Consider the following 19,994-nt stretch of genomic DNA (forward strand, 5'->3'; position numbering starts at 1 on the left):
TGAGCTACGAATCTCCCACAACTTTAGCAGTAATCCGCCAATCCTTCCCTACTGCACGGATGTCGATGATATCCATCGCGATGCGCTGATCCATGCCCACCAACTCCGGCAAATGAAACAGGCCGCGCGCAGCATCACCCATCAGGTGCGGGGCCATATAGATGATCAACTCGTCGATCAGCCCTGCCCGCAACATGGCCCCACTCAGCGTAGGACCCGCCTCCAGCAGGACCTCATTGACCTCCAGTGCCGCGAGATGGCGCATCACGGCAGGCAGATCAATGCCATTGATCTGTTCAGGCAGCGTTACAACCGTAACATTGTCCCGCGCCAGCCTGTCATGCAACACCTGATTCCGCGAGGCCGTCACAATCAGCGCGCGCCCCGGCGCATCGAGCAGACGCGCCTGCGGCGGGGTACGCAAATGGGTATCCAGCACGACGCGCAACGGCTGCCGGATCCTCTCGTCGTCCAGCCTCGCTGTCAGCGCGGGATCATCCGCCAGCACCGTGCCGACGCCCGTCATGATTGCCGAACTGCGGGCGCGCAAATGGTGAACATCGTGGCGCGCCGCGCCGGAAGTGATCCATTTGCTCTCGCCGTTCGCCATGGCGGTGCGCCCATCCAGGCTCATCGCCAGTTTGCAGCGCACGAACGGCTGGCCAAGGCGCATACGCATGATAAAACCGGGATTCAGCGCCTCGGCCTCGGCCTGCATCAGACCACTTTCGACGGCGATGCCCGCCGCCACGAGCCGCGCCAGTCCCGCACCGCCAACCTTTGGATTAGGATCCACCATCGCCGCCACCACCCGCGCCACGCCGGCCGCAACCAGCGCATCGGCGCAGGGCGGGGTGCGGCCATGATGGCAGCAGGGCTCCAGCGTCACATAGGCAGTCGCGCCGCATGCGCGTTCGCCAGCCTGCGCCAGGGCGTGGACCTCCGCATGCGGGCCGCCTGCCCGTTCGTGCCAACCTTCACCGACGATTTCGCCGTCACGCACCAGCACGCACCCAACCCGCGGGTTGGGATCAGCGCCGTACAGGCCGCGCCTGGCGAGCCGAAGGGCGCGGGCCATCCATTGGTAATCGCTTTGACAATTCATAGGGAATTGCGGCATACCGGTGAAAATTTAATGAAGGGTGCGCACGGCACGCCCTGCTAACGTTCGGAGGACAACGGCGCTTCCTGCTCCAGCCGCGCTATCTCCTCGCGAAAAGCATTTACATCCTGAAAGCTGCGGTACACCGAGGCAAACCGCACATAGGCAACCTGATCCAATTGGCGCAATTCATCCATCACCCACTCACCCAGCACGCGCGAATTGACCTCGCGATCACCCGCAGTGCTCAGGCGGTGTTTGATATGATTGATGGCGTCGTCCATCCGCTCTGTGGGCACAGGACGTTTTTCCAGCGCACGCAACATTCCGGCGCGCAGCTTGCCCTCATCAAAAGGAGCACGACTGCCATCGCGCTTCACAATACGCGGCATCACCAGCTCCGCCGTCTCGAAGGTGGTGAAGCGCTCGGCACAGGTGAGACACTCGCGGCGGCGGCGCACCACGGCACCCTCGTTCGCCAACCGCGAGTCGATGACCTTGGTGTCGTCAGCGCCGCAAAAGGGGCAGCGCATTACTTGCCGTACACGGGAAACCGCCCGCACAGCTCCAGCACGTGATGCTTGACGCGCTCGATGGCAGCGGCATTACTCACATTATCCAGAACATCGCAGATCCAGCCCGCCAAGACGCGAACCTCGGCTTCATTGAAGCCACGGGTGGTCACCGCCGGGGTGCCGATACGGATGCCGCTGGTGACGAACGGTGAGCGCGGGTCATTGGGAACGCTGTTCTTGTTGACGGTGATGTTCGCCGCGCCCAATGCCTCTTCTGCTTCTTTCCCACTGATTTCCTTGCCGGTCAGGTCGACCAAAAACAGATGATTATCGGTGCCGCCGGAAACCACCTTGTAGCCACGCTCGATCATCACCTTTGCCATGACGCGGGCATTGGCGACCACCTGGGCCTGGTACACCTTGAATTCGGGCTGCAGCGCCTCCTTGAAGGCCACCGCCTTGGCGGCGATGACGTGCATCAGGGGGCCGCCCTGAATGCCCGGGAATATCATCGAATTGAGTTTCTTTTCAATGTCGGGATTGGCCTTCGCCAGAATGATGCCACCGCGCGGGCCACGCAAGGTCTTGTGCGTGGTCGAGGTAGTGATATCGGCGATCTGCACCGGGCTGGGATAAACCCCGGCAGCGACCAGTCCAGCTACGTGGGCCATATCGACGAACAGGTACGCACCCACCTTGTCGGCAATAGCACGGAAGCGCTGCCAGTCAACCACTCTTGAATAGGCACTGAAGCCGGCAACAATCATCTTCGGCTTGTGCTCCAACGCCAGAGCCTCCACCTGTGCGTAATCGATCTCGCCCGTGGCGACATCCAGACCATACTGCACGGCGTTGTAAATCTTGCCGGAGAAATTGACCTTGGCACCATGAGTGAGATGACCGCCGTGGGCAAGGCTCATGCCCAGGATGGTATCGCCGGGATTGAGCAGCGCCATATACACGGCGGCATTGGCCTGGGAGCCGGAATGCGGCTGGACATTGGCATAATCAGCGCCAAACAGTTGTTTTACACGATCAATAGCAAGCTGCTCAGCCTTATCGACATATTCGCAACCGCCATAATAGCGCTTACCGGGATAACCTTCAGCATATTTATTTGTTAAAACAGAGCCTTGCGCCTCCATTACGCGCGGGCTGGCATAATTCTCTGAGGCGATCAGCTCGATATGCTCTTCCTGGCGAACCACCTCGGCCTGCATGGCAGCCCACAACTCATCATCAAAACCGGCAATGGTCATTTTTTGCGTAAACATCCGACTCACCTGTTGGAAATCTGTTCAAATAGCCCTCAATCATACCCGATTTGCATGGATTGCGCATTTGCCATTTTAGCGTTGGATGATGGAAGAGCTTATTTATGTTATATTTTTAATGTGATCCGGCTTGCCACAAGGGGCGTGGAACATCGGACTGAATACACACATCAAGAGGCAATCCATGTCGGCGGAAACAATATCAAAATTATCCGAATCACCCGCACCCCAAAAAGTCCTCCTCCTGCTGGACGATTTCAAGCGGACCCGAACTGGCGCCGTTGTTCATCAGCATATCAGACATATTCTTGAAGAAAGCGAAGCCACGCACACAGAGTCCGCGCGGGCCTATGCCAGCCTGCTGGGCACTCTGCTGAATGCTTATGCGCAACAACTCCCCGCCGACTCGCTACTGCGCACTCATATCAAGCTGGTGCAAATGCGCCTTATGCCACCACTACTGGCATCCGAGTTTGCCGCTTTACGCCGCTACATCGAGGTTTATGCAACTGATATCAGGCGTAACCATCGGGAAATCACGGAGACCTTGATAGAGGCATTGAGTCCTCTGCTGGAAGATTTTGGCGTCAACGTCGAGGAGGCTGCTGAGACTACCCCAGAGCGTGCCCATACAACACACGAAGCCCCAGCGCCACTGCATGTCGCACAACGCGTCGATCAAGCCTATCGCCAACATCTCGATGCCAAGCACAAAGGCATGCAGGAGATTCAAGAGACCCTCGCCGGGCAAATTGTGGACGCCATCCACCAGAATGAAGAATTCAGCGTGCGCCTGGAAATCGCTTCAGGAAGATTGCAACGGGCGGGAAGCATCACAATTCTCAACACGCTCAGGCAGATGCTCGTAAATGAAACAAAAAATATCCTGGATAGCAATCGCGCATTGGGAGAGCAACTCTCAGGCGCCCACAATCACCTGAAAACCATTCAGTCCGACACCCAGCAACTAAACGATGAGCTTACCCGGGTGCATCTGCTCAGCCTCACCGATGAATTAACGAACCTACCTAACCGACGCGCCTTTATGCGTCGGCTGGAAGACGAGGTGGCGCGCGTGCAGCGCTATGGCAATCCACTCACACTGGCCATCATTGACCTGGATGACTTCAAATCCATCAACGATAAACTCGGCCATGCAGCGGGTGATGAAGTGTTGCGTAGCTTTGCATCCAACGTGTTATCAACCTTCCGCCACCACGACATGGTGACGCGCTACGGCGGCGAAGAGTTCGCCATACTGCTGCCTAATACGGACAGTGAAGGCGCAATGCACGCCCTGAGAAAGGTGCAAAAACGCGCCGCTGAATCGTCCTACATGCATGGCAACGCGGCACTGCCCATGCCCACGTTCTCCGCTGGCATTGCACTGCACAAACCCGGCGAGACGCCCAGCAACTTGATTGAACGCGCCGACAGCGCGCTATACCGGGCAAAACATCTGGGGCGCAACCGGCTGGAGGTGGATGCCGCGTCAGGCGCGCATATCGCCGCCAGTCTTGCCACTCCAGACAGTCCGTCAGCGCATGCTGACTAACGATCAGGAACTCACTGAATACTTTGCTTGATCAGCGCGCTCAACGTATCGACCAGCTCCTGATTCGAGGCCTGAGACTTCACCAAAGCGGCGGCCGTCTTGTGTATATCTTCGGCTGCGACATTCTGCACTGAAAATATCACCACCGGAGGCTGGGGATTCAGCATGCTGAGCAGCGGCAGCACATCCCAGCCCGAGCCATCGGGCAAGTCCAGGTCAAGAATAATCAAATCATAGCGCTGCCGTTCGAGCTTGTCGGCCACTTGCCGCAGATTCCCGGCATAATCAAAATCAGCAATATCTTGCGCCATGGTAGAGACCACGTGCCGGACATCAGGGTCATCCTCAACATGCAGAATACGCGGCCTGTGATTGCCACCGCTCTCCGCAGCTTGTTTTAATGCGCCCAGAAGCCGCCCCTGATCAATTGGCTTGCTGAGCCAATCCAGCACGGCGAAACCACCGCCATTCATCTCCTCACGGGCCTGCTCGACCTGCGCTGATATGACAATGATAGGCAATGCCCGCGTAGCCTCCTGGTCACGCAGCTCACGGATCAACAACACGCCATTCTGATCCGGCAAACCGATATCCAGCGTCATCGCGGTATAGCGATTCACGCTGAGCATCTGCTTGGCGTGCGCCGCATCATGCACAACATCGACATCAAAACCGCCCCCCTTCAGCATCACTTCGAGAAATGCTGCCACATCGGGATCATCTTCACAGACCAAAACCCGCAGAGGCGAAGAAACAACGTTACCACTGTCCGCCACACCTTCCTCCCGCCACTCCGGCAAATCAAAATAAAACGTGGCGCCAACATCACGCTGCACGTCAAACGCAAACTGCCCGCCCATTTTCTCGATAATCGCATTCGAGATGCTCAAACCCAAGCCGGTGCCGCCCTTCTGGCGTGTATCGGACGTGTCGGCCTGGGAAAATTTCTGAAAAATTTTGTCCCGGAAGGCGGGGGGAATGCCGGAGCCTTGGTCGGTCACTGACACCCTGATCATCGGGCCATGCCGTTCCACACTTATATCAACACGGCTGTTCAGTGGGGAAAACTTCGCCGCGTTTGAAAGCAGGTTGGACATGACCTGCATCAGGCGGTCACTATCTATGCTGACCTTGACATCCGGCAGTGCCGCAACCAACTCAAATTTCACGCCATACTGCTCACCGTAGGCATGATTTGACTCCAGCGCGAGATCGATGAGCGGCATCAACGCTTGCGGATGCATATCGAACGTCATCTTGCCGGACTCAATCTTTTCAATGTCCAATATATCGTTGATGAGATGCACCAGCCGTTCACTGTTTTTGTAGGCAATATCGATCAGCGGCTTGGCTCGCGCAGGCAATTCGCCGGCCACACCACCCGCGAGCAGTCCAAGCGAACCGCGTATCGAGGTCAGCGGGGTTCGCAATTCATGGCTGACCGTGGAAACAAACTCATTCTTCATCAGATCGACCTTCTTGCGCTCGGTAATATCACGCACGATGGCGACAAACAATCCTTTTACGTCCTCCGTTTTCACTAACTGCAAAAATACTTCGACCGGAAAGTCATGACCATCTTTGTGACGATGCACCGTTTCGAACTGCATGGACTGCTTCTCGCCGGAAATCATGGGCGCTATCGCACCGCGAAATATAGGCTCCGGCATTAGCGGCTTGATTTGATAGGGCGTCATGGCCAGTAACTCATCACGCGCATAACCCATACTCTCCACCGCCCCCCTGCTCAGATAAACAAAACGCAGACTGTCCGGTTCAAACATGAAAATCATATCGAGCGTATTATCCAAGGCATGTTTAAACCTATTCAGATCATCCGCGATCCGCATACGCTCTGTAACATCGTAAGCAATCCCCAAAAAACCTGTAACATCGCCCTGGCTGTTACGTAAGGCTGTCACCGACAAGTTTACTTTGAAACGCCCACCATCCTTGCGAATATAAGACCACTGGTTTTCATCCGCCTCACCCAGACGTGCCTTGGCGACAAACACATCAAACCCAGGCTCAATGTTGGCACCCAGTTCTGCGCTCAACAACCGGGCACGGCGTGCAACCTCATCAGGATCATGCAGGATAGCCGGCGTGCATTTACCTACCAGGTCTTGCGCGGCATATCCCAGCATGTGTTCGGCTGCGGCATTGAAAGTACTGATCACTCCACTCTGATCAGTCGAGATGATCGCGAAATTCGCGCTATCAAGGATGGCTTGCTGCAAAGCCGTTGTCTCGCGCAATACGGCCTCATTTTTCCTCAACTCGCCTGTCATGCGGCTTGCCAGAGCAAGCGCTCTCACTCGATAAGTTGACAATATCCAAATAACTGCTGACAGCAGGATGCTCAAAACCACCCCGCCAACCAAGATTATCCACGATTCTTGCTGATCGATATTCGCATCAAAAGTTGGGCTGGAGGAAAACCGCAATGTCCATGGATGCCCGCCCACATCCATTGATGCTGTTTGCGTAAAAAGAGGAGAGTAATTTTCTTGGTTCTCCGGAGCCTCTCCGTACAAACACGCTTCTGGCGTGGCCTGCTTGCCGTCAAATACTTCAAGCCTGACATCTGGCCATTGCCGGCCCAGGATGCCCTTCATCAAATCATTAGCGCGAAACGGAATGTAGACAAATCCCCGCATTGCCGCGCGGCGCTCGGCCGGCATGCCATTAGATTGCCCGCTGGCGTAAAGAGGCAAATACATCAGGAAGCCGGCCTGCTGATTCTGATCTGTTTCCTGAACCAGCATCACCTTTCCCGAAATCGCAGCCAACCCTGTATCCCGTGCCTGATCCATGGCGGCACGCCTCACACTTTCGGAATACATATCAAAACCAAACGCGCGCAGATTACGCCCTGCAAACGGTTCTAGATAAATGATCGGATAATATTCGGGGCGGCCGCCCTGCGGCTTGATACTATATTCAGGAAATCCCTCAGCGCGCACGGTTTGCTCATGAGCATCCCTTTCCGACAAAGCAACTCGCTTGGCAAAACCGACCCCCTGAATCCCTGGAAAGCTTCTTGCCAAATCCAAGCCTGTGGCATACGTATGCCACTCGTCACGCTCAACAAACCTTGAGGCAGCAAAATAAGCCGCCCCACCACGCAGCACCTGCTCATAAGCCTGCATGCGGCTTTTTATAGCCCCCGTCATCTCATTGGCCTGCCCGTCAAAATACAGGCGGCCATGCTCCAGGGCGTTCTCCCTCGACACAATCCATCCCCAAACAGTCAGCAACAAGCATACCAGCAGCACCATCCAGGCGATGAGGCCACCTCGCATCCTCTCATTCTTGTCACTGCTACCAGGCATAGGCACTAAATTCCCGCCAAAATTCCGACCAAATGATTTCCAATGCAATTTTAGCGCCGCTGATTACAAATGCGGCTATCGAATAGTAATAAGGGTATAATCCGGCACATATCCAACGCCATATCAATCCGCCCCACACTGGAAAGCAGCACCGTCCCAGCGTACCGTGGCAACCCACTATCGTAATGAATGATGAGCAACTAACATGACACAGGCCTCACCCAAAGTTGGCTTTATCAGCCTCGGCTGCCCCAAGGCTCTCGTTGATTCAGAACAGATCCTCACCCAGTTGCGCGCCGAAGGCTATGCCATCTCGCCTTCTTATCAGGATGCCGATCTGGTGGTCGTCAACACCTGCGGATTCATTGACAGCGCGGTAGCGGAATCGCTGGACGCCATTGGTGAGGCACTGGCGGAGAATGGCAAGGTCATCGTCACTGGCTGTCTGGGCGCGCGCGAAGACGTTATCCGGGAGGCGCACCCCCACGTCCTGGCCGTCACCGGCCCCCACGCCATGCAGGAAGTCATGCATGCCGTGCATAAGCACCTTCCACCCTCACACGACCCTTACACCAGCCTGATACCGCCCCAGGGCATCAAGCTGACGCCAAAACATTACGCCTACCTGAAAATATCCGAGGGATGCAACCATCGCTGTAGTTTTTGCATCATCCCCTCGATGCGCGGCGACCTGGTGAGCCGCCCCATAGGCGAAGTCATGCAGGAAGCCGAACATCTGGTCAATGCGGGTGTACGAGAATTGCTGGTCATCTCGCAAGACACCAGCGCCTATGGCGTCGACACAAAATACCGCACCGGTTTCTGGAAGGGCAGGCCTCTCAAGACCCACCTCACGGCGCTCGCAGATGCGCTGGGAGATCTCGGCGCATGGATACGCCTGCATTATGTATACCCCTATCCCCATGTCGACGATCTCATTCCCCTCATGGCCGAAGGCAAACTCCTGCCTTACCTGGACGCCCCCTTGCAGCATGCCAGCCCCCGCATACTCAAGGCCATGAAACGCCCCGCCAACAGCGAAAACACTCTGAAACGGCTACAGCTATGGCGCAGCATTTGCCCAGACATCACGATACGCAGCACCTTCATCGTCGGCTTTCCGGGGGAAACGGAGGATGATTTCGAATATCTGCTGGATTTCCTCCATGAAGCCGAGCTGGATCGTGTCGGATGCTTTACTTATTCCCCCGTGGAAGGCGCTAGCGCCAACGCTTTGCCGAACCCGGTCCCTGAAGAGATTAAACAGGAACGCCTGGAACGATTCATGGCTGTCCAAGCCGAAATCAGCGCCACAAAACTGCAAAACAAAATCGGAAAAACGTTCAAGGTACTGGTGGACGAAGTTGGGGATCAAGGTGCAATCGCCCGCTCAGCCGCAGATGCGCCGGAGATTGACGGTCAGGTGTATATCGAAGATGCGGGGGGGCTAAGCCCAGGAGAATTCGTGGAGGTGGAAATTATCGGCGCTGACGAACATGACCTTTGGGGCAAAATCAAGGGAAAGAGTTCAGGATAAAACAACCTTTAGCCACAGAGAGAACTCTGTGGCTAACTGCTTTTTATAGGTCTATTTCTACTTATAAACCTGCAAGAACGACTTGGCGTCCTTGAACTGAGACTCGTCGGCGAACTGTCCCAGGTGAAAAACATACTGCTGCTTTTTGCCGGACAAATCCAGCCCGGTCAAGGCAAAACTCTTACCCGCAAAATCCGCAAAAAACCGCACACCCTGCACCAGCTCCACCTGCGTACCGCTGCGCAACTCCAGGCGTACACGCTGCTTGCCGATATCAATGGCAACCGGCGCCGCCGGTAATATCATCAAGCGGGTTTTTAGGATGCGGTTGGCGCCTGTCAGTAGAAAAAAAGTGGCCATAAAAACCAACAGATACGCCCAACTCTGGTTCGGTCCAAACCATACTTTAAGGGCGATCGCCACGAGGAATACCACAGTCGGTGCGTACAGCAGCAAATCCCAGGTCATGCCCTTGCGGTCCTGAACCAGGACGTAACGCTTTTCTGATTCCGCCATACTAACCCTTCACCGGCAAAACGCGGGTAATGGCCGCCTCAAGCTCACCATACAACATACGTCCGGGCTGTTTCGACCGCACCACGCCATCTTTGTCGATCACAAACGTCCAAGGGTCACCTTTTACGCGAAAGGCAATAAAAGCTTCGGTATTTTGATATTGATCCATATGCAGGAAAAGCACTTGAGATTCATATTTGGTAAGCAGGGATTTTAACATTTGCAACTGCACATCGCACACGGTGCAATGGCCGGGCGTGGCAAATTCCAGAACAATAGGCTTCCCTGTTTTAAGAGCCTCGTCAATCGAATACTGATACATCCGTTCATCGGGCTGGCGATAACTGGTGATCTTGCTAAAATCCCCCCCAACATCCGCCAGTGTCTTGGTCCTGAGACTGGGCGCTTTCTGGCCGACCAACAGGGTGTCCTTGTTATTTCCCCCGTCACACCCGGCAAGCATCAAGCCAACAAACAACGCACAGGCGATACTTGTGCCCTTTAGGGTGCTTGTCCACCGGAGGGGAGGCTGCGCGCTGCCCTTCAAGGCGTAACGCCGGTTGCCGATATGATTGCCCCCGTGACCGCCAGTCGTTTTCATTGACGCTCTTTCCATCCCGAGCATGTGCGAAAGATGTTGTATGCCCAAATGCAATTGGCCAGCAATACTATTGAGCCAAACACGCCAACCAATATCATGAAGGGCTTTACGATCGTTTTAACTTCGTCAGGCGGCATATCCATGCTCGCCAGCCCGCCCATTGTGCCTGCGGCGACAAAAAACACCACCATACCCAACAGCCCAAGATTGTGCGTCCAGAAATGAACCTTCACTAATTTTAGACTAAAAATGGGCCGCTTCACCAAGCGCGGCACAATGAAGTACACAGACCCAAAAATGGCCATCTCCACCCAGCCCAGCAAATTGATATGCCCATGACCAAGCATGATCAAATGCGCATGGGGGCGGTTATTAATAAAATCCCGCAGGTCCGGCAGCATGCCTACTACCACACCCCAGGAAAAACCAATCAAGCTATATATTACGCAGGCATAAAAAAACCATAATGTATAACGCTTATATTCTATTTCGTTCTCATGCAGCCAAGGTTCATTATTGCTCATTAGTGCTGATGTTCCTCTCCGACAGGGCCACTACCCTGTGGCTTGTCGCGTATATCTTGATATTTATCCTTCCAGGTTTCCGGTGCGAAGGCTCCCACCATTCCATCAATAAAGCCAGAGCGTTCCTTCGGGGGCTGGGCAGCAGCCGCGGAGCCGCGATCCGCTCTCAGCTCCGAAAGGAAGACGGCGATTTTATGGAGATTCTCTTTAGGCAACGATGATACATAGGCAGCTTCTTTAGGTGGCAAACCATGATCGACTGTCGGTCCGCCATAAGTCTTTTCCGGATCAATGAAAAAACTTTCGATCCATTGTAAAGAACGCTTGGAGCCAATGCCATCGAGACTCGCGCCCATGTTTGTGCCATTGCGCAACGCCCGATGACAGGAGTTACAACGAGCCTCACGATAAATCGCGGAACCCTCCAGCCCCACCGGCGAGAAATCGAAGTGGGTGGTTACGGTAAACATCGGGGCATCGGAGCGCGAGCGTACTACTTCCATGGCAATGAATGCGATGATCCCCAATATAAAAAACGCGCCAAAAATACTGAATAGTATCTTTTCGCCGGACTTGAGACGTTGTTTGCTCATGTGATTCTAGCGCCTTTAAAAGTATCGGAAATCACCAAGCACCGCGGACACACTGCGTGTGATTCGCGCCGCCAGAAAATGTAACCAAGCGACAAGGCGACGTTAGTGAGACAAAACCGCAGGCGTGAAGTTCCGTCGACCCACTTAAAATTAAGGGTGAGGAAGCATCCCCACCCCTAGATAACTCTGATGAAAACCAGCGAACGCCGGTTTAGTGCGGATCGTAAGCGTGGCGCGTATTGCCGCTGGAGTAGAATGAGGTAATCGCCAGATAAGCAGCTGCGTTATTGATGTCATCATCGGACATCTTTTGCGCGACAGCCCGCATCGCACCCTTCGGGTCATTGGCGCGGCTACCATCACGCCATTTCTTCAATTGATTGACAAGATACACATAACGCTGCTGGCCAATCATGGGGAAAACCGGCGGGGCGCCCATGCCGTTATATCCGTGGCATGCCTTACAGGCAGGAATGCCCTTTTCGTTCCCGCCCCACTCGACCAGCGACTTACCCTTGTGCGGCAAACCAACCACCTGACCTGCGGCCTTCAACTCTTCAAGGTTGGAGACCTTGGTGTCACCATGTTTGCGCAGGCTCGCCAAGTAAGTCGCAACATCCTTGCGGTCCTGCTCGCTCAGACCCTTGGCGTTAGTATTCATGACGAACATGGTTGTGTCGGTACGTTTGTCGGTTGCGAAATCTTCCAGCTGCTTCAAGAGGAAATTATAAAACTGACCGGAGATGCGGGGTGTACCCATGTTGTCGTCGCCCAGCCCTTCGGGACCGTGGCATGAATTACACGCGGGAACACTGCCCTTGCCTTCCGTGAAAATCTTTTTACCATTGGCAAGATCACCGTCACCCTTGGGCCACGCCACACTTGCCATGACTACCGATGGCAACATTGCCGCCATAAGTACCGCCGCAGTCGAAACTATTACACGTTTCATCTTAAAGACACCCTCCCAAGTATTTAACCATTCTTATCACCCTGCGGCTCAAGCTCGGCAGGCGGGCAGATCCAGCATGGGATCGCCAACCATAAACAGAGCCGACCCGCAGGGTCCCACCCGCACGACACACCGCCTCTTTTGTTGAAAGCCCTCAACCCCATCAAGCGGGATCAGGAGTTCATCTTAACCAAAAGTGCCGCAAAAACAAACGCCCCAGTAAACCAGATCGCGTAGATAGTAAAGACTTCAGCCGAGTACATCATATTTAATCGCCTCCACTTTTTATGAGTCACCCTATAACTAGAGCCTGAATATTATATTTTTTTATCCAAGCTTTGGGATATATAACATGACACATAATATTAATGCAAGCACTATCCCCTCCAATCCATGAGTGATAATTTTACCTAATTAAATTACCCTGCTGTCCTGCTGCTGTCATAATAGAACAGATGCTTCAAGCCGCATATCTATCCAAACATGTTACGCTAAAAAAGAAAACTTAAACTCCAAAGGAAAGTCAATGCAATACCGCATGTCAGGCCGCCATCTGGGCCTGTTAGCCATGATTATCTGGGGCGGCGCGATACTAGCGCTGGGTCTGGTCAGCTTTGAACCCTACAGACTGGATGAAGGCGCCGCCAGGGGGCTGCTGCTAAATTGGTCTGTCGTCGACAATATTGCCAGCCCCATTGTCATTTTTGGACTCCCTGACTTCCGGGCATTGTTTTTTATTCCGCTGGGGCTGTATTGGTCAGGCAGCATTATCGCGGCCAAGGTATATACCTTAATGATGGCCTTCTCTGCCATCCTACTCCTCTACTCCTGGAGCCGCAAAATCAGCGGCATAGAAGCCGCACTGATTTCCAGCGCATTACTGGCAATCTCACCGCTCATGATCACACAGGTTGACGCCATTGGCGCGGGTCCCTACCTACTTCTGATATTTGGCCTGGGCGCTTGGCTGGACAAGACTTATCGCGCGGCACAACGTCCACTGAGCGGCTGGTTTTTCCTGCAACTTTTGGCCGTCGGCACCAGCGTTACCCTGCATCCTGCCGGGCTGGCTTACCCGCTGGCTCTGATGTGGCGATGGTATAAAGATCCCACCGATGCCCGCCAGAAAAGACATGTACTTATCGGCGCCACCCTAATCACGACCATCGTCTTGATCATGCGGCTGGGATGGCCCGACATAGCGTGGTGGAACAACCCTGTCGCCACACTGGGCCTGGTGAATCTGGGCAATCCACTGGAAGAACCAAGCTGGATCGTCGGCGTCCTGTCCTCTACATTATTGCTGTTGGTACTGTGGCTGGAGAGACGTGCGCTACTGAATGATCTAATGGGCACTATGCTGCTACTGAGCCTGTTGATCGGCCTTGCCGCCGCTGACGCCACATGGGCCATGCTGGCGCTGGTGCTGGTTTTATACCGTGGGGTGCCGCGCCTGATCGCCACAAACAAAACCAGCATGATGGGCCGTTATGGGGTGGTGATGATAGTCATGCTGATTGTTTCTATGTCGTTCATGCTTGCGGATAAAAGCTATGCGCGCATCATACAAGACGGCGAATTAAGCCCCGAAGATCAGCTCATCAAGCTGCTCGCCATGGAGGCATCGGACACCAAGCAGCCCTTCCGCGCCGCCAGCCAATGGCCGGCCCGCACCATGATCGCATGCAAGCGTGACGTGCTGCCGTTGCCGCCGCCCGCCAAGGACGGGGAAACCCTGCTCAAGACGATCAAGGGCATTACGCACCTTACCTTCAACCCCTACAATCCCGCCTTTCGGGAGCTTGGGCGCAACATTGCTCAATTGGGCGCTGCAACACAAACGCTGGCGCTGCAACAAGGGGGGGTGATTATTAAAATACGGCAGCCGGCCAAACCGGCCGCCCAATAGGGCGGCCTAACAAGCAATAGCGCCGCCACTTTTTTGCGAACCTTTTGGAAGCGTGAAGCCTGTCCTCGCACTTCCAGACTCCCAAAAGGGGCAAAGTATTGGCGGCACCATCATCATTCCGGTGCTTTTTCTTGCGCTGCGGCAGGCTTGTTCACCATATCAGCCATCCGTCTCTCGCGTTGATACACCACCACCGAGCCGATACGCAATACGGTTAGCACCAGCATCAGGGCACTCAGCGCGTAGATCTCCTCCGTCAGGATTTTGTGCTCAAACAGACCAATCATCAACTCCCGCAAAACAAACACAATCCCGGCGTCGACGATAAACGTCATGCGCAGGCGCTGGGTATGGAAGTACTCCACCAGCGAACGCGATAGTTCGACCAGAATGAAGAGCGTCAAGACATCGGAGATGATCTTGGTGTAGTGTTTACCCAGCTCCTTCTCGACCAGCAGGTCACCGACAGACATGAACAGGTGCAGCACCCCAATGATCATGCCTAACGTAATGAATAGCAGCATGGCACCGAATACTACGCCGATAACTTTGTTGAACAGCTTCAGAAAGTCGATTTTCATCATATTGTATCCCTCATCTTTTTTTGTTGTAGATCATCGCTGGCACGCCGCACAGAAAAATGTCGAACGTTGTCCCTGCCTAATCTGCACAATAGCGCGCCCACAGCGAACACAAGGCTGATCTGTTCTGCCATACACCTTGAGCTGCTGCTGAAAATAGCCCGGCTTGCCCTCGCCATTATAAAAATCGCGTAGCGTGGTGCCGCCTTGGGCGATCGCGTCGCTCAATACCTGCTGGATGGCGAGCGCCAGGCGCTGATATCGCTGTTGCGAAATGCGACCCGCTGCTCGCAGGGGGTGGATGCCGGCGAGAAACAGTGTCTCACTCGCGTAAATATTACCTACGCCCGTGACAATATGGCTATCCATAATAAATTGCTTAACGGCAAGGCTGCGGCTACGGGCACGCTGATGCAAATAACCACCATCAAATTCATCACTGAACGGCTCGGGACCGAGGTCACGCAACAGCGCATGCTGCAGCGGGTTATCCCGCGTCCACAACACGGCGCCAAAGCGCCGCGGATCACGCAGCCGCAGGCAATCGCCACTGGCAAGCACGATATCCACATGATCGTGTTTTTCGGCAGGGGTTGTGCTTGGCAGGATGCGCAGGCTACCCGACATACCCAAATGGATGATCACACTGCCCACAGGGGAACGCAACAACAGATACTTGCCGCGCCGCTCCACCGCACGCAGTGTTTGCCCGGCCAAGTCACCGGCAAGTTCCGGGGAGACAGGCTGCCGCAGACGGGCGTTGCGAACAATAATGCGTGCGACACGCTGCCCCTCAACGTAGGGGGCAATGCCGCGGCGGGTGGTCTCGACCTCAGGAAGTTCGGGCATATTATTGATCCTGACCGTTGCCTTGACGACCCTTTGAAGTCTCATGCAAAAACAGGCGTTTTGCCTGTTCTGCGGTAAAATGATACTGCATGCCGATGTCGCGGCGGGCCAGAATCAATTCCGGCTCTCTGGCAACAATTTCAAAACGCAGCTCTGCCGTCGGCTCAAGACGCACCACAATCTCACCCAGCGCCTTGCCGTCCGGGGCATACGTCTCAACACTGTGCGCCTCGGCGCGTTGCCATTCATCCACCAGACGCTGAATCACATCCGCGGAAAGATCCGCCCTTGCGGGTGCGGACGTCCAGCGCCCATCTTCCGCGCGGCTGATCGTGGCATTAGGCAGCTTGATTTCCATCTGCTTGAACCCTGCCGGAAGTAAGGCGGGACTCACCAGCGCTGCCAGCGCGATGTTTGCATCCCGGTAGCCGCTATCGTCGATCAGATGCACGACCTGCCCCACCCGCACGTATCGCCGCCCTTCCAGTGGTTCGGTACCGCCAAAGACAAGCTCCAGACCATCGAACTCCACATAAAGGCCAGGGGTATCAAGCTTGTATTTTGCCATATCCACGCCACGCACATCGAATTGCGCGTAACTCGATGTGCGTGCCAGCCCCAGTAATTGCTGCACATTTCCGCTATTGGCGGGCACGCTGATGGGCTGATTGAGGCGCCAGCCCTGGACATCTTTAATCAGGCTAATAATTTCGCCATCCTTGTGGTTAATGCGGATTTGGCTGATCTTGCCGGGATCAATAACCGTCAGAGTGGATTGCTGTCCTGGCGGCTCCTTGCCAGCCTCATAAAATGCGAACACTGCCAATCCCGCCAGCAGGATAAACAATGCCAGATTGACCCAAGCGCGCGAACTTATTTTCATCCCTGCGTCACCGTTAACGTTTGCGGCGCCGCAGCCAGATCAGCAAACCGCTGCCGGCCAGCATGGCTGGAATGACGACGAGGAAACCGATGCCAATAACGGCATAGTGCGTTTGCGACAAATTGAGCGACGGGTCAGGGGCGGTCTTAACGGGAATGGCGATGAAAGCATCGTCATGAGACAGCCAGTTCACGATGTTCATCCCCAGGTTCAGGTTGCCGCCATTGCCGAGGTAGGCATTGGAGAGAAAATCGCCATCTCCCAACACCACAATACGCTGCTGCATGTCCTTGTCGCCGGTATCCTTGACCGCACGGTTCAAGCTCACGCCTATGGCCAGCGGCCCCGCAACATCGCCACCTTGATTAAAGCTGATCTCACCGGAAAGCCTACCGCTTTCCGACCAGCTGCGCTCTCCCGTCATCAGGAATGGCTGTCCCTCCCAGCCTGCGGGCACGGTTAATTTCAGGCCGTTTGCCAAGGGAAATAAAGTAACCACGTTGAAACCCTGTGTGATGGGATGATCGCCATAATCGGCCACCAACGCAAAGGCAGGATTATTGATCGAAAACGCCTGCGTGGCGGGATCAACTATCACACCGGGCAGAAATTCAACGCCAAGCTGTTGGGCCAATGGCTTCAGGCCGTGCAATGAGCCGGGATCACTAAGCCACAGGAGATTGCCGCCGTGCGCCATGTAATCCTGGATTAAATTCACCTCGCCCGGCAGAAAATCCACCTGGGGGCCGGCGACAACCAAGGTCGTGGTGTTGGCGGGGATCTGCGTATGGCTGGCCAGATTGATGGTTTGCGCCTTGAAACCCTTGGCTTCGACCTGTCCGATCCACGACCCCAGATCGTGATTGGCCCGGCCATGCGGGTTGCGCTCGCCATGCCCTTCCAAAAACACAATCCAGCGTTCTCCGCCGCGCGCGAGACGCTGCAAGGCATTGGTCAGGCTCTGCTCGCCAAGATCCTTGATCTTTTCCGTACGCCCCGCGTACTGGATGACCATTTCACCATCAGCTGTGATGCCCTGTTCACGTACCCTATCCGGTTCGGCATCGGGATTAATGAAGGTAAGGCGCATATCGCTTTTATGACGCTGGTACAAGCCCACGATTTCGGAAATACGCTTGCGTAGCGGCTCCGCCTCACGGGCAAAGGCGGTGACCAAGACAGGCCCCCGCACCTCTTTGAGCAGTGCCACGCTTGCCTGGGAAAGGGTGTTACGCCCCGCGGCTGTCCAATCCGCTTGGTAGTGATAGCGCGTACTTAACCAAGCCAGCAGGCCAAGCACACCCATAAACAACACCACGAACAGGATGTTTTGCAGCCGCACTTGACGACGGGATTTGCGTGTAACCTCCATGGGATTTTTCCGCCAATTAATGCTGCAGGCGATCGGCATCCAGACGACGCACGCTCAACCCGAGAAAGAAAACAATAAACAACAGGTAATAAATCATATCGGCGCTGTCAAACACCCCTTTGAGCAGCGGCTCATAGTGGCGCAGCAGGGAGAGATAGGTGAGTATGCTGCTGATATTTTCATCCATCACGCCAGCCCCCGCGTTGCCCGCCCAGTCCAGCACCCACAGCAGGAGCAACATGCCGAAACTGCCAACGGCGGCGATAGCAGGCTGCACGGTGAGAGTGGACATGAACAGACCTACAGCAGCGAAGCTGGCCAGCAGCAAGGTCAATCCGAGCAGTCCAGATAGAAACATGCCCATGTCGATAGAGCCGCCCAGCAGCAGGGCCAGCGGCATCACGGCGATCATCGCAAGCACCAGCAGTAGAAACGCCATGATTCCAAGATACTTTCCAACGATGATCTCACTCATGGAGACTGGCGCGGAAAACAGCAGGCTAATGGTCTGCGCCCTGCGCTCCTCACTGATCAGACGCATCGTCACCAAGGGTACCACCAGCAACAGCACGATGGCGGCACTGCCAAACAGCGGCGCGATGACCAGCCCGGTGACGCCGGGCGCACCCTCAAGCCCCGCGAGGCGCGGCTGGATCTGCATGAATGTCTCGATCTGGGCCAAATACAAATACGCGAGAATAAATTCGACCACAGCCATGATGGACCAGGCCAGTGGCGAGAGAAACAGGCTACGCAACTCGCGCGCCGCTATCGTGAACACCATCACGCTGCTTCCTCCGCAATTACGGCATGCTGCTCCGCACGCGTGATGTCGACAAAGATCTGCTCCAGTGACATGCGCTCGGGCGTCAACTCATACAATCCCCAATTGCGCTGCACGGAACGTTCAACCAGATCTTGCGCTGGGCTAGCATCGGGAAAATAGTGCAACCGCAGGCGGCCATCCGGCAGAGGCACCACCGACCTGACACCGGGGAACGACTCCAACTCCAGCACCGGAGGAGGATTGCGCAACGCCACCAGCATGCTGGAAGACTGCATGCGCGCCAGCAATCCATCGATACTATCGTTCAACAGCAGCTTGCCCTTGTTAATGATCTGCACTCGGTCACACGTCGCCTGCACCTCGGGCAGAATATGCGTCGAGAGAATCACGCTGTGCTCGCCACTCAACTCCCTGATCAGTGCGCGAATCTCGCGCACCTGGATCGGGTCCAGCCCCACCGTCGGTTCGTCGAGAATCACCAGTGCAGGTGTATGAACAATCGCCTGGGCGATGCCCACGCGCTGCTGATAACCCTTGGAGAGATTTCCGATCAAACGCGCGCCTACCTCGGTCAGCCCGCAGCGCTGCTTGGCCTTGCCTACGGCGGCACTGCGCCTGTCACGCGGGATACGGTTGAGACGCGCACAATAATTCAGATATTCATCGACGGTCAGCTCACGGTACAACGGGGGCTGATCCGGCAAGTAACCGAGCGCGGCCTTGGCGAGCTTCGGTTGATCCAGGATATCAATGCCGTTGATCCACACCCTTCCCGCACTGGGCGCCAGATTGCCGCTGAGAATTTGCATGGTAGTGGACTTGCCCGCACCATTGGGCCCCAGCAACCCCAGCACCTCACCTTTGCCGATGTCAAAAGTGACATCGTGCAAAGCGCAGGTATCGCCGTAATAGCGAAAAAGGTGTTCAACACGGACCAGAACGTCGTTACTCATGGAATCATTATACATGAAGCACAGCCGCTATATTGCCATGGACATTGCCCTGAGTCCCTGTTCGTACTCTTGGCGAATCCGCAAACACTAAAATGTGAGTAGAACACACCGTCCGGCCTCATAAATTGAACGTCCCTAAGTTTTCACAAGGCACCA

At 55.1% G+C, this 19,994-nt stretch carries 18 protein-coding genes; 3 read left to right on the forward strand and 15 right to left on the reverse strand.

From position 1 onward, the window contains the following. Positions 1 to 4 precede the first annotated feature (4 nt). The 3 genes from ribD to M3A44_01630 all read right to left on the reverse strand — a co-directional run bounded on the left by ribD (position 5) and on the right by M3A44_01630 (position 2,891). A complete protein-coding gene (gene ribD / locus M3A44_01620) occupies positions 5 to 1,078 on the reverse strand; it encodes a bifunctional diaminohydroxyphosphoribosylaminopyrimidine deaminase/5-amino-6-(5-phosphoribosylamino)uracil reductase RibD (GenBank protein MEQ6340366.1) in 1,074 nt (357 codons plus the stop codon). Positions 1,079 to 1,161: 83 nt separating this feature from the next. Continuing rightward, entirely contained in the window at positions 1,162 to 1,635 is a 474-nt protein-coding gene (gene nrdR / locus M3A44_01625) for a transcriptional regulator NrdR (GenBank protein ID MEQ6340367.1), read from the reverse strand. Then, complete coding sequence (locus M3A44_01630; protein MEQ6340368.1) at positions 1,635 to 2,891, reverse strand: serine hydroxymethyltransferase; 1,257 nt, start codon at positions 2,889 to 2,891, stop codon at positions 1,635 to 1,637. Before M3A44_01630 ends, nrdR begins: the two co-directional genes overlap by 1 nt. 184 nt (positions 2,892 to 3,075) lie before the next feature. Between M3A44_01630 and M3A44_01635 the strand changes: the two genes are divergently transcribed. Further along, positions 3,076 to 4,446, forward strand: a complete 1,371-nt coding sequence (locus M3A44_01635) for a diguanylate cyclase (GenBank protein MEQ6340369.1) — start codon at positions 3,076 to 3,078, stop codon at positions 4,444 to 4,446. A gap of 11 nt (positions 4,447 to 4,457) precedes the next feature. Here M3A44_01635 and M3A44_01640 read toward each other — a convergent pair whose 3' ends face one another. Then, the gene (locus M3A44_01640) at positions 4,458 to 7,781 is read right to left on the reverse strand and encodes a CHASE domain-containing protein (GenBank protein MEQ6340370.1); all 3,324 of its coding nucleotides are present in this window, start codon (positions 7,779 to 7,781) and stop codon (positions 4,458 to 4,460) included. 205 nt (positions 7,782 to 7,986) lie between these two features. Between M3A44_01640 and rimO the strand changes: the two genes are divergently transcribed. Then, positions 7,987 to 9,318, forward strand: coding sequence for a 30S ribosomal protein S12 methylthiotransferase RimO (gene rimO / locus M3A44_01645; protein MEQ6340371.1), 1,332 nt, complete (start codon positions 7,987 to 7,989; stop codon positions 9,316 to 9,318). 57 nt (positions 9,319 to 9,375) lie between these two features. Here rimO and M3A44_01650 read toward each other — a convergent pair whose 3' ends face one another. The 5 genes from M3A44_01650 to M3A44_01670 all read right to left on the reverse strand — a co-directional run bounded on the left by M3A44_01650 (position 9,376) and on the right by M3A44_01670 (position 12,504). Then, entirely contained in the window at positions 9,376 to 9,834 is a 459-nt protein-coding gene (locus M3A44_01650; protein MEQ6340372.1) for a hypothetical protein, read from the reverse strand. A gap of 1 nt (position 9,835) precedes the next feature. Continuing rightward, positions 9,836 to 10,381 (reverse strand): thioredoxin family protein, encoded by a 546-nt coding sequence (locus M3A44_01655; protein ID MEQ6340373.1) that lies wholly within the window; start codon positions 10,379 to 10,381, stop codon positions 9,836 to 9,838. Between the two features lie 50 nt (positions 10,382 to 10,431). Beyond that, positions 10,432 to 10,959 (reverse strand): cbb3-type cytochrome c oxidase subunit I, encoded by a 528-nt coding sequence (locus M3A44_01660; GenBank protein MEQ6340374.1) that lies wholly within the window; start codon positions 10,957 to 10,959, stop codon positions 10,432 to 10,434. Then, positions 10,959 to 11,552, reverse strand: coding sequence for a cytochrome c (locus M3A44_01665; GenBank protein MEQ6340375.1), 594 nt, complete (start codon positions 11,550 to 11,552; stop codon positions 10,959 to 10,961). The genes M3A44_01660 and M3A44_01665 overlap by 1 nt, the downstream gene beginning before the upstream one ends. Positions 11,553 to 11,763: 211 nt before the next feature. Next, complete coding sequence (locus tag M3A44_01670) at positions 11,764 to 12,504, reverse strand: c-type cytochrome (GenBank protein ID MEQ6340376.1); 741 nt, start codon at positions 12,502 to 12,504, stop codon at positions 11,764 to 11,766. Between the two features lie 526 nt (positions 12,505 to 13,030). Here M3A44_01670 and M3A44_01675 point away from each other — a divergent pair. Beyond that, positions 13,031 to 14,413, forward strand: coding sequence for a hypothetical protein (locus tag M3A44_01675; GenBank protein ID MEQ6340377.1), 1,383 nt, complete (start codon positions 13,031 to 13,033; stop codon positions 14,411 to 14,413). A 113-nt stretch (positions 14,414 to 14,526) separates the two neighbouring features. Here the strand turns inward: M3A44_01675 and M3A44_01680 are convergent, their stop codons facing one another. The 6 genes from M3A44_01680 to M3A44_01705 are packed head-to-tail and all read right to left on the reverse strand — an operon-like array spanning position 14,527 to position 19,838. Beyond that, positions 14,527 to 14,997: a phosphate-starvation-inducible PsiE family protein gene (locus tag M3A44_01680; GenBank protein ID MEQ6340378.1), complete on the reverse strand. Its 471-nt coding sequence runs from the start codon at positions 14,995 to 14,997 to the stop codon at positions 14,527 to 14,529. 30 nt (positions 14,998 to 15,027) lie between these two features. Next, positions 15,028 to 15,843, reverse strand: a complete 816-nt coding sequence (gene mutM, locus M3A44_01685) for a bifunctional DNA-formamidopyrimidine glycosylase/DNA-(apurinic or apyrimidinic site) lyase (GenBank protein ID MEQ6340379.1) — start codon at positions 15,841 to 15,843, stop codon at positions 15,028 to 15,030. A gap of 1 nt (position 15,844) precedes the next feature. Continuing rightward, on the reverse strand, positions 15,845 to 16,726 hold the full coding sequence (locus M3A44_01690; GenBank protein MEQ6340380.1) for a DUF4340 domain-containing protein: 882 nt from the start codon (positions 16,724 to 16,726) through the stop codon (positions 15,845 to 15,847). A 13-nt stretch (positions 16,727 to 16,739) separates the two neighbouring features. After that, positions 16,740 to 18,098 carry a GldG family protein gene (locus M3A44_01695; GenBank protein ID MEQ6340381.1) on the reverse strand — a complete coding sequence of 453 codons (1,359 nt, stop codon included), beginning with the start codon at positions 18,096 to 18,098 and terminating at the stop codon, positions 16,740 to 16,742. Positions 18,099 to 18,114: 16 nt separating this feature from the next. Beyond that, entirely contained in the window at positions 18,115 to 18,885 is a 771-nt protein-coding gene (locus M3A44_01700; GenBank protein ID MEQ6340382.1) for an ABC transporter permease subunit, read from the reverse strand. Further along, on the reverse strand, positions 18,882 to 19,838 hold the full coding sequence (locus tag M3A44_01705; protein MEQ6340383.1) for an ABC transporter ATP-binding protein: 957 nt from the start codon (positions 19,836 to 19,838) through the stop codon (positions 18,882 to 18,884). The genes M3A44_01700 and M3A44_01705 overlap by 4 nt, the downstream gene beginning before the upstream one ends. Positions 19,839 to 19,994: the final 156 nt, after the last annotated feature.

This window comes from Gammaproteobacteria bacterium (assembly GCA_040183005.1).
Lineage (GTDB): Bacteria > Pseudomonadota > Gammaproteobacteria.

Coding starts and splice junctions, on each gene's coding strand:
- ribD (MEQ6340366.1), bottom strand. CDS start 1,078: ATGGCCCGCGCCCTTCGGCTCGCCAGGCGCGGCCTGTACGGCGCTGAT.
- nrdR (MEQ6340367.1), bottom strand. CDS start 1,635: ATGCGCTGCCCCTTTTGCGGCGCTGACGACACCAAGGTCATCGACTCG.
- M3A44_01630 (MEQ6340368.1), bottom strand. CDS start 2,891: ATGTTTACGCAAAAAATGACCATTGCCGGTTTTGATGATGAGTTGTGG.
- M3A44_01635 (MEQ6340369.1), top strand. CDS start 3,076: ATGTCGGCGGAAACAATATCAAAATTATCCGAATCACCCGCACCCCAA.
- M3A44_01640 (MEQ6340370.1), bottom strand. CDS start 7,781: ATGCCTGGTAGCAGTGACAAGAATGAGAGGATGCGAGGTGGCCTCATC.
- rimO (MEQ6340371.1), top strand. CDS start 7,987: ATGACACAGGCCTCACCCAAAGTTGGCTTTATCAGCCTCGGCTGCCCC.
- M3A44_01650 (MEQ6340372.1), bottom strand. CDS start 9,834: ATGGCGGAATCAGAAAAGCGTTACGTCCTGGTTCAGGACCGCAAGGGC.
- M3A44_01660 (MEQ6340374.1), bottom strand. CDS start 10,959: ATGAGCAATAATGAACCTTGGCTGCATGAGAACGAAATAGAATATAAG.
- M3A44_01665 (MEQ6340375.1), bottom strand. CDS start 11,552: ATGAGCAAACAACGTCTCAAGTCCGGCGAAAAGATACTATTCAGTATT.
- M3A44_01670 (MEQ6340376.1), bottom strand. CDS start 12,504: ATGAAACGTGTAATAGTTTCGACTGCGGCGGTACTTATGGCGGCAATG.
- M3A44_01675 (MEQ6340377.1), top strand. CDS start 13,031: ATGCAATACCGCATGTCAGGCCGCCATCTGGGCCTGTTAGCCATGATT.
- M3A44_01680 (MEQ6340378.1), bottom strand. CDS start 14,997: ATGATGAAAATCGACTTTCTGAAGCTGTTCAACAAAGTTATCGGCGTA.
- mutM (MEQ6340379.1), bottom strand. CDS start 15,843: ATGCCCGAACTTCCTGAGGTCGAGACCACCCGCCGCGGCATTGCCCCC.
- M3A44_01690 (MEQ6340380.1), bottom strand. CDS start 16,726: ATGAAAATAAGTTCGCGCGCTTGGGTCAATCTGGCATTGTTTATCCTG.
- M3A44_01695 (MEQ6340381.1), bottom strand. CDS start 18,098: ATGGAGGTTACACGCAAATCCCGTCGTCAAGTGCGGCTGCAAAACATC.
- M3A44_01705 (MEQ6340383.1), bottom strand. CDS start 19,838: ATGAGTAACGACGTTCTGGTCCGTGTTGAACACCTTTTTCGCTATTAC.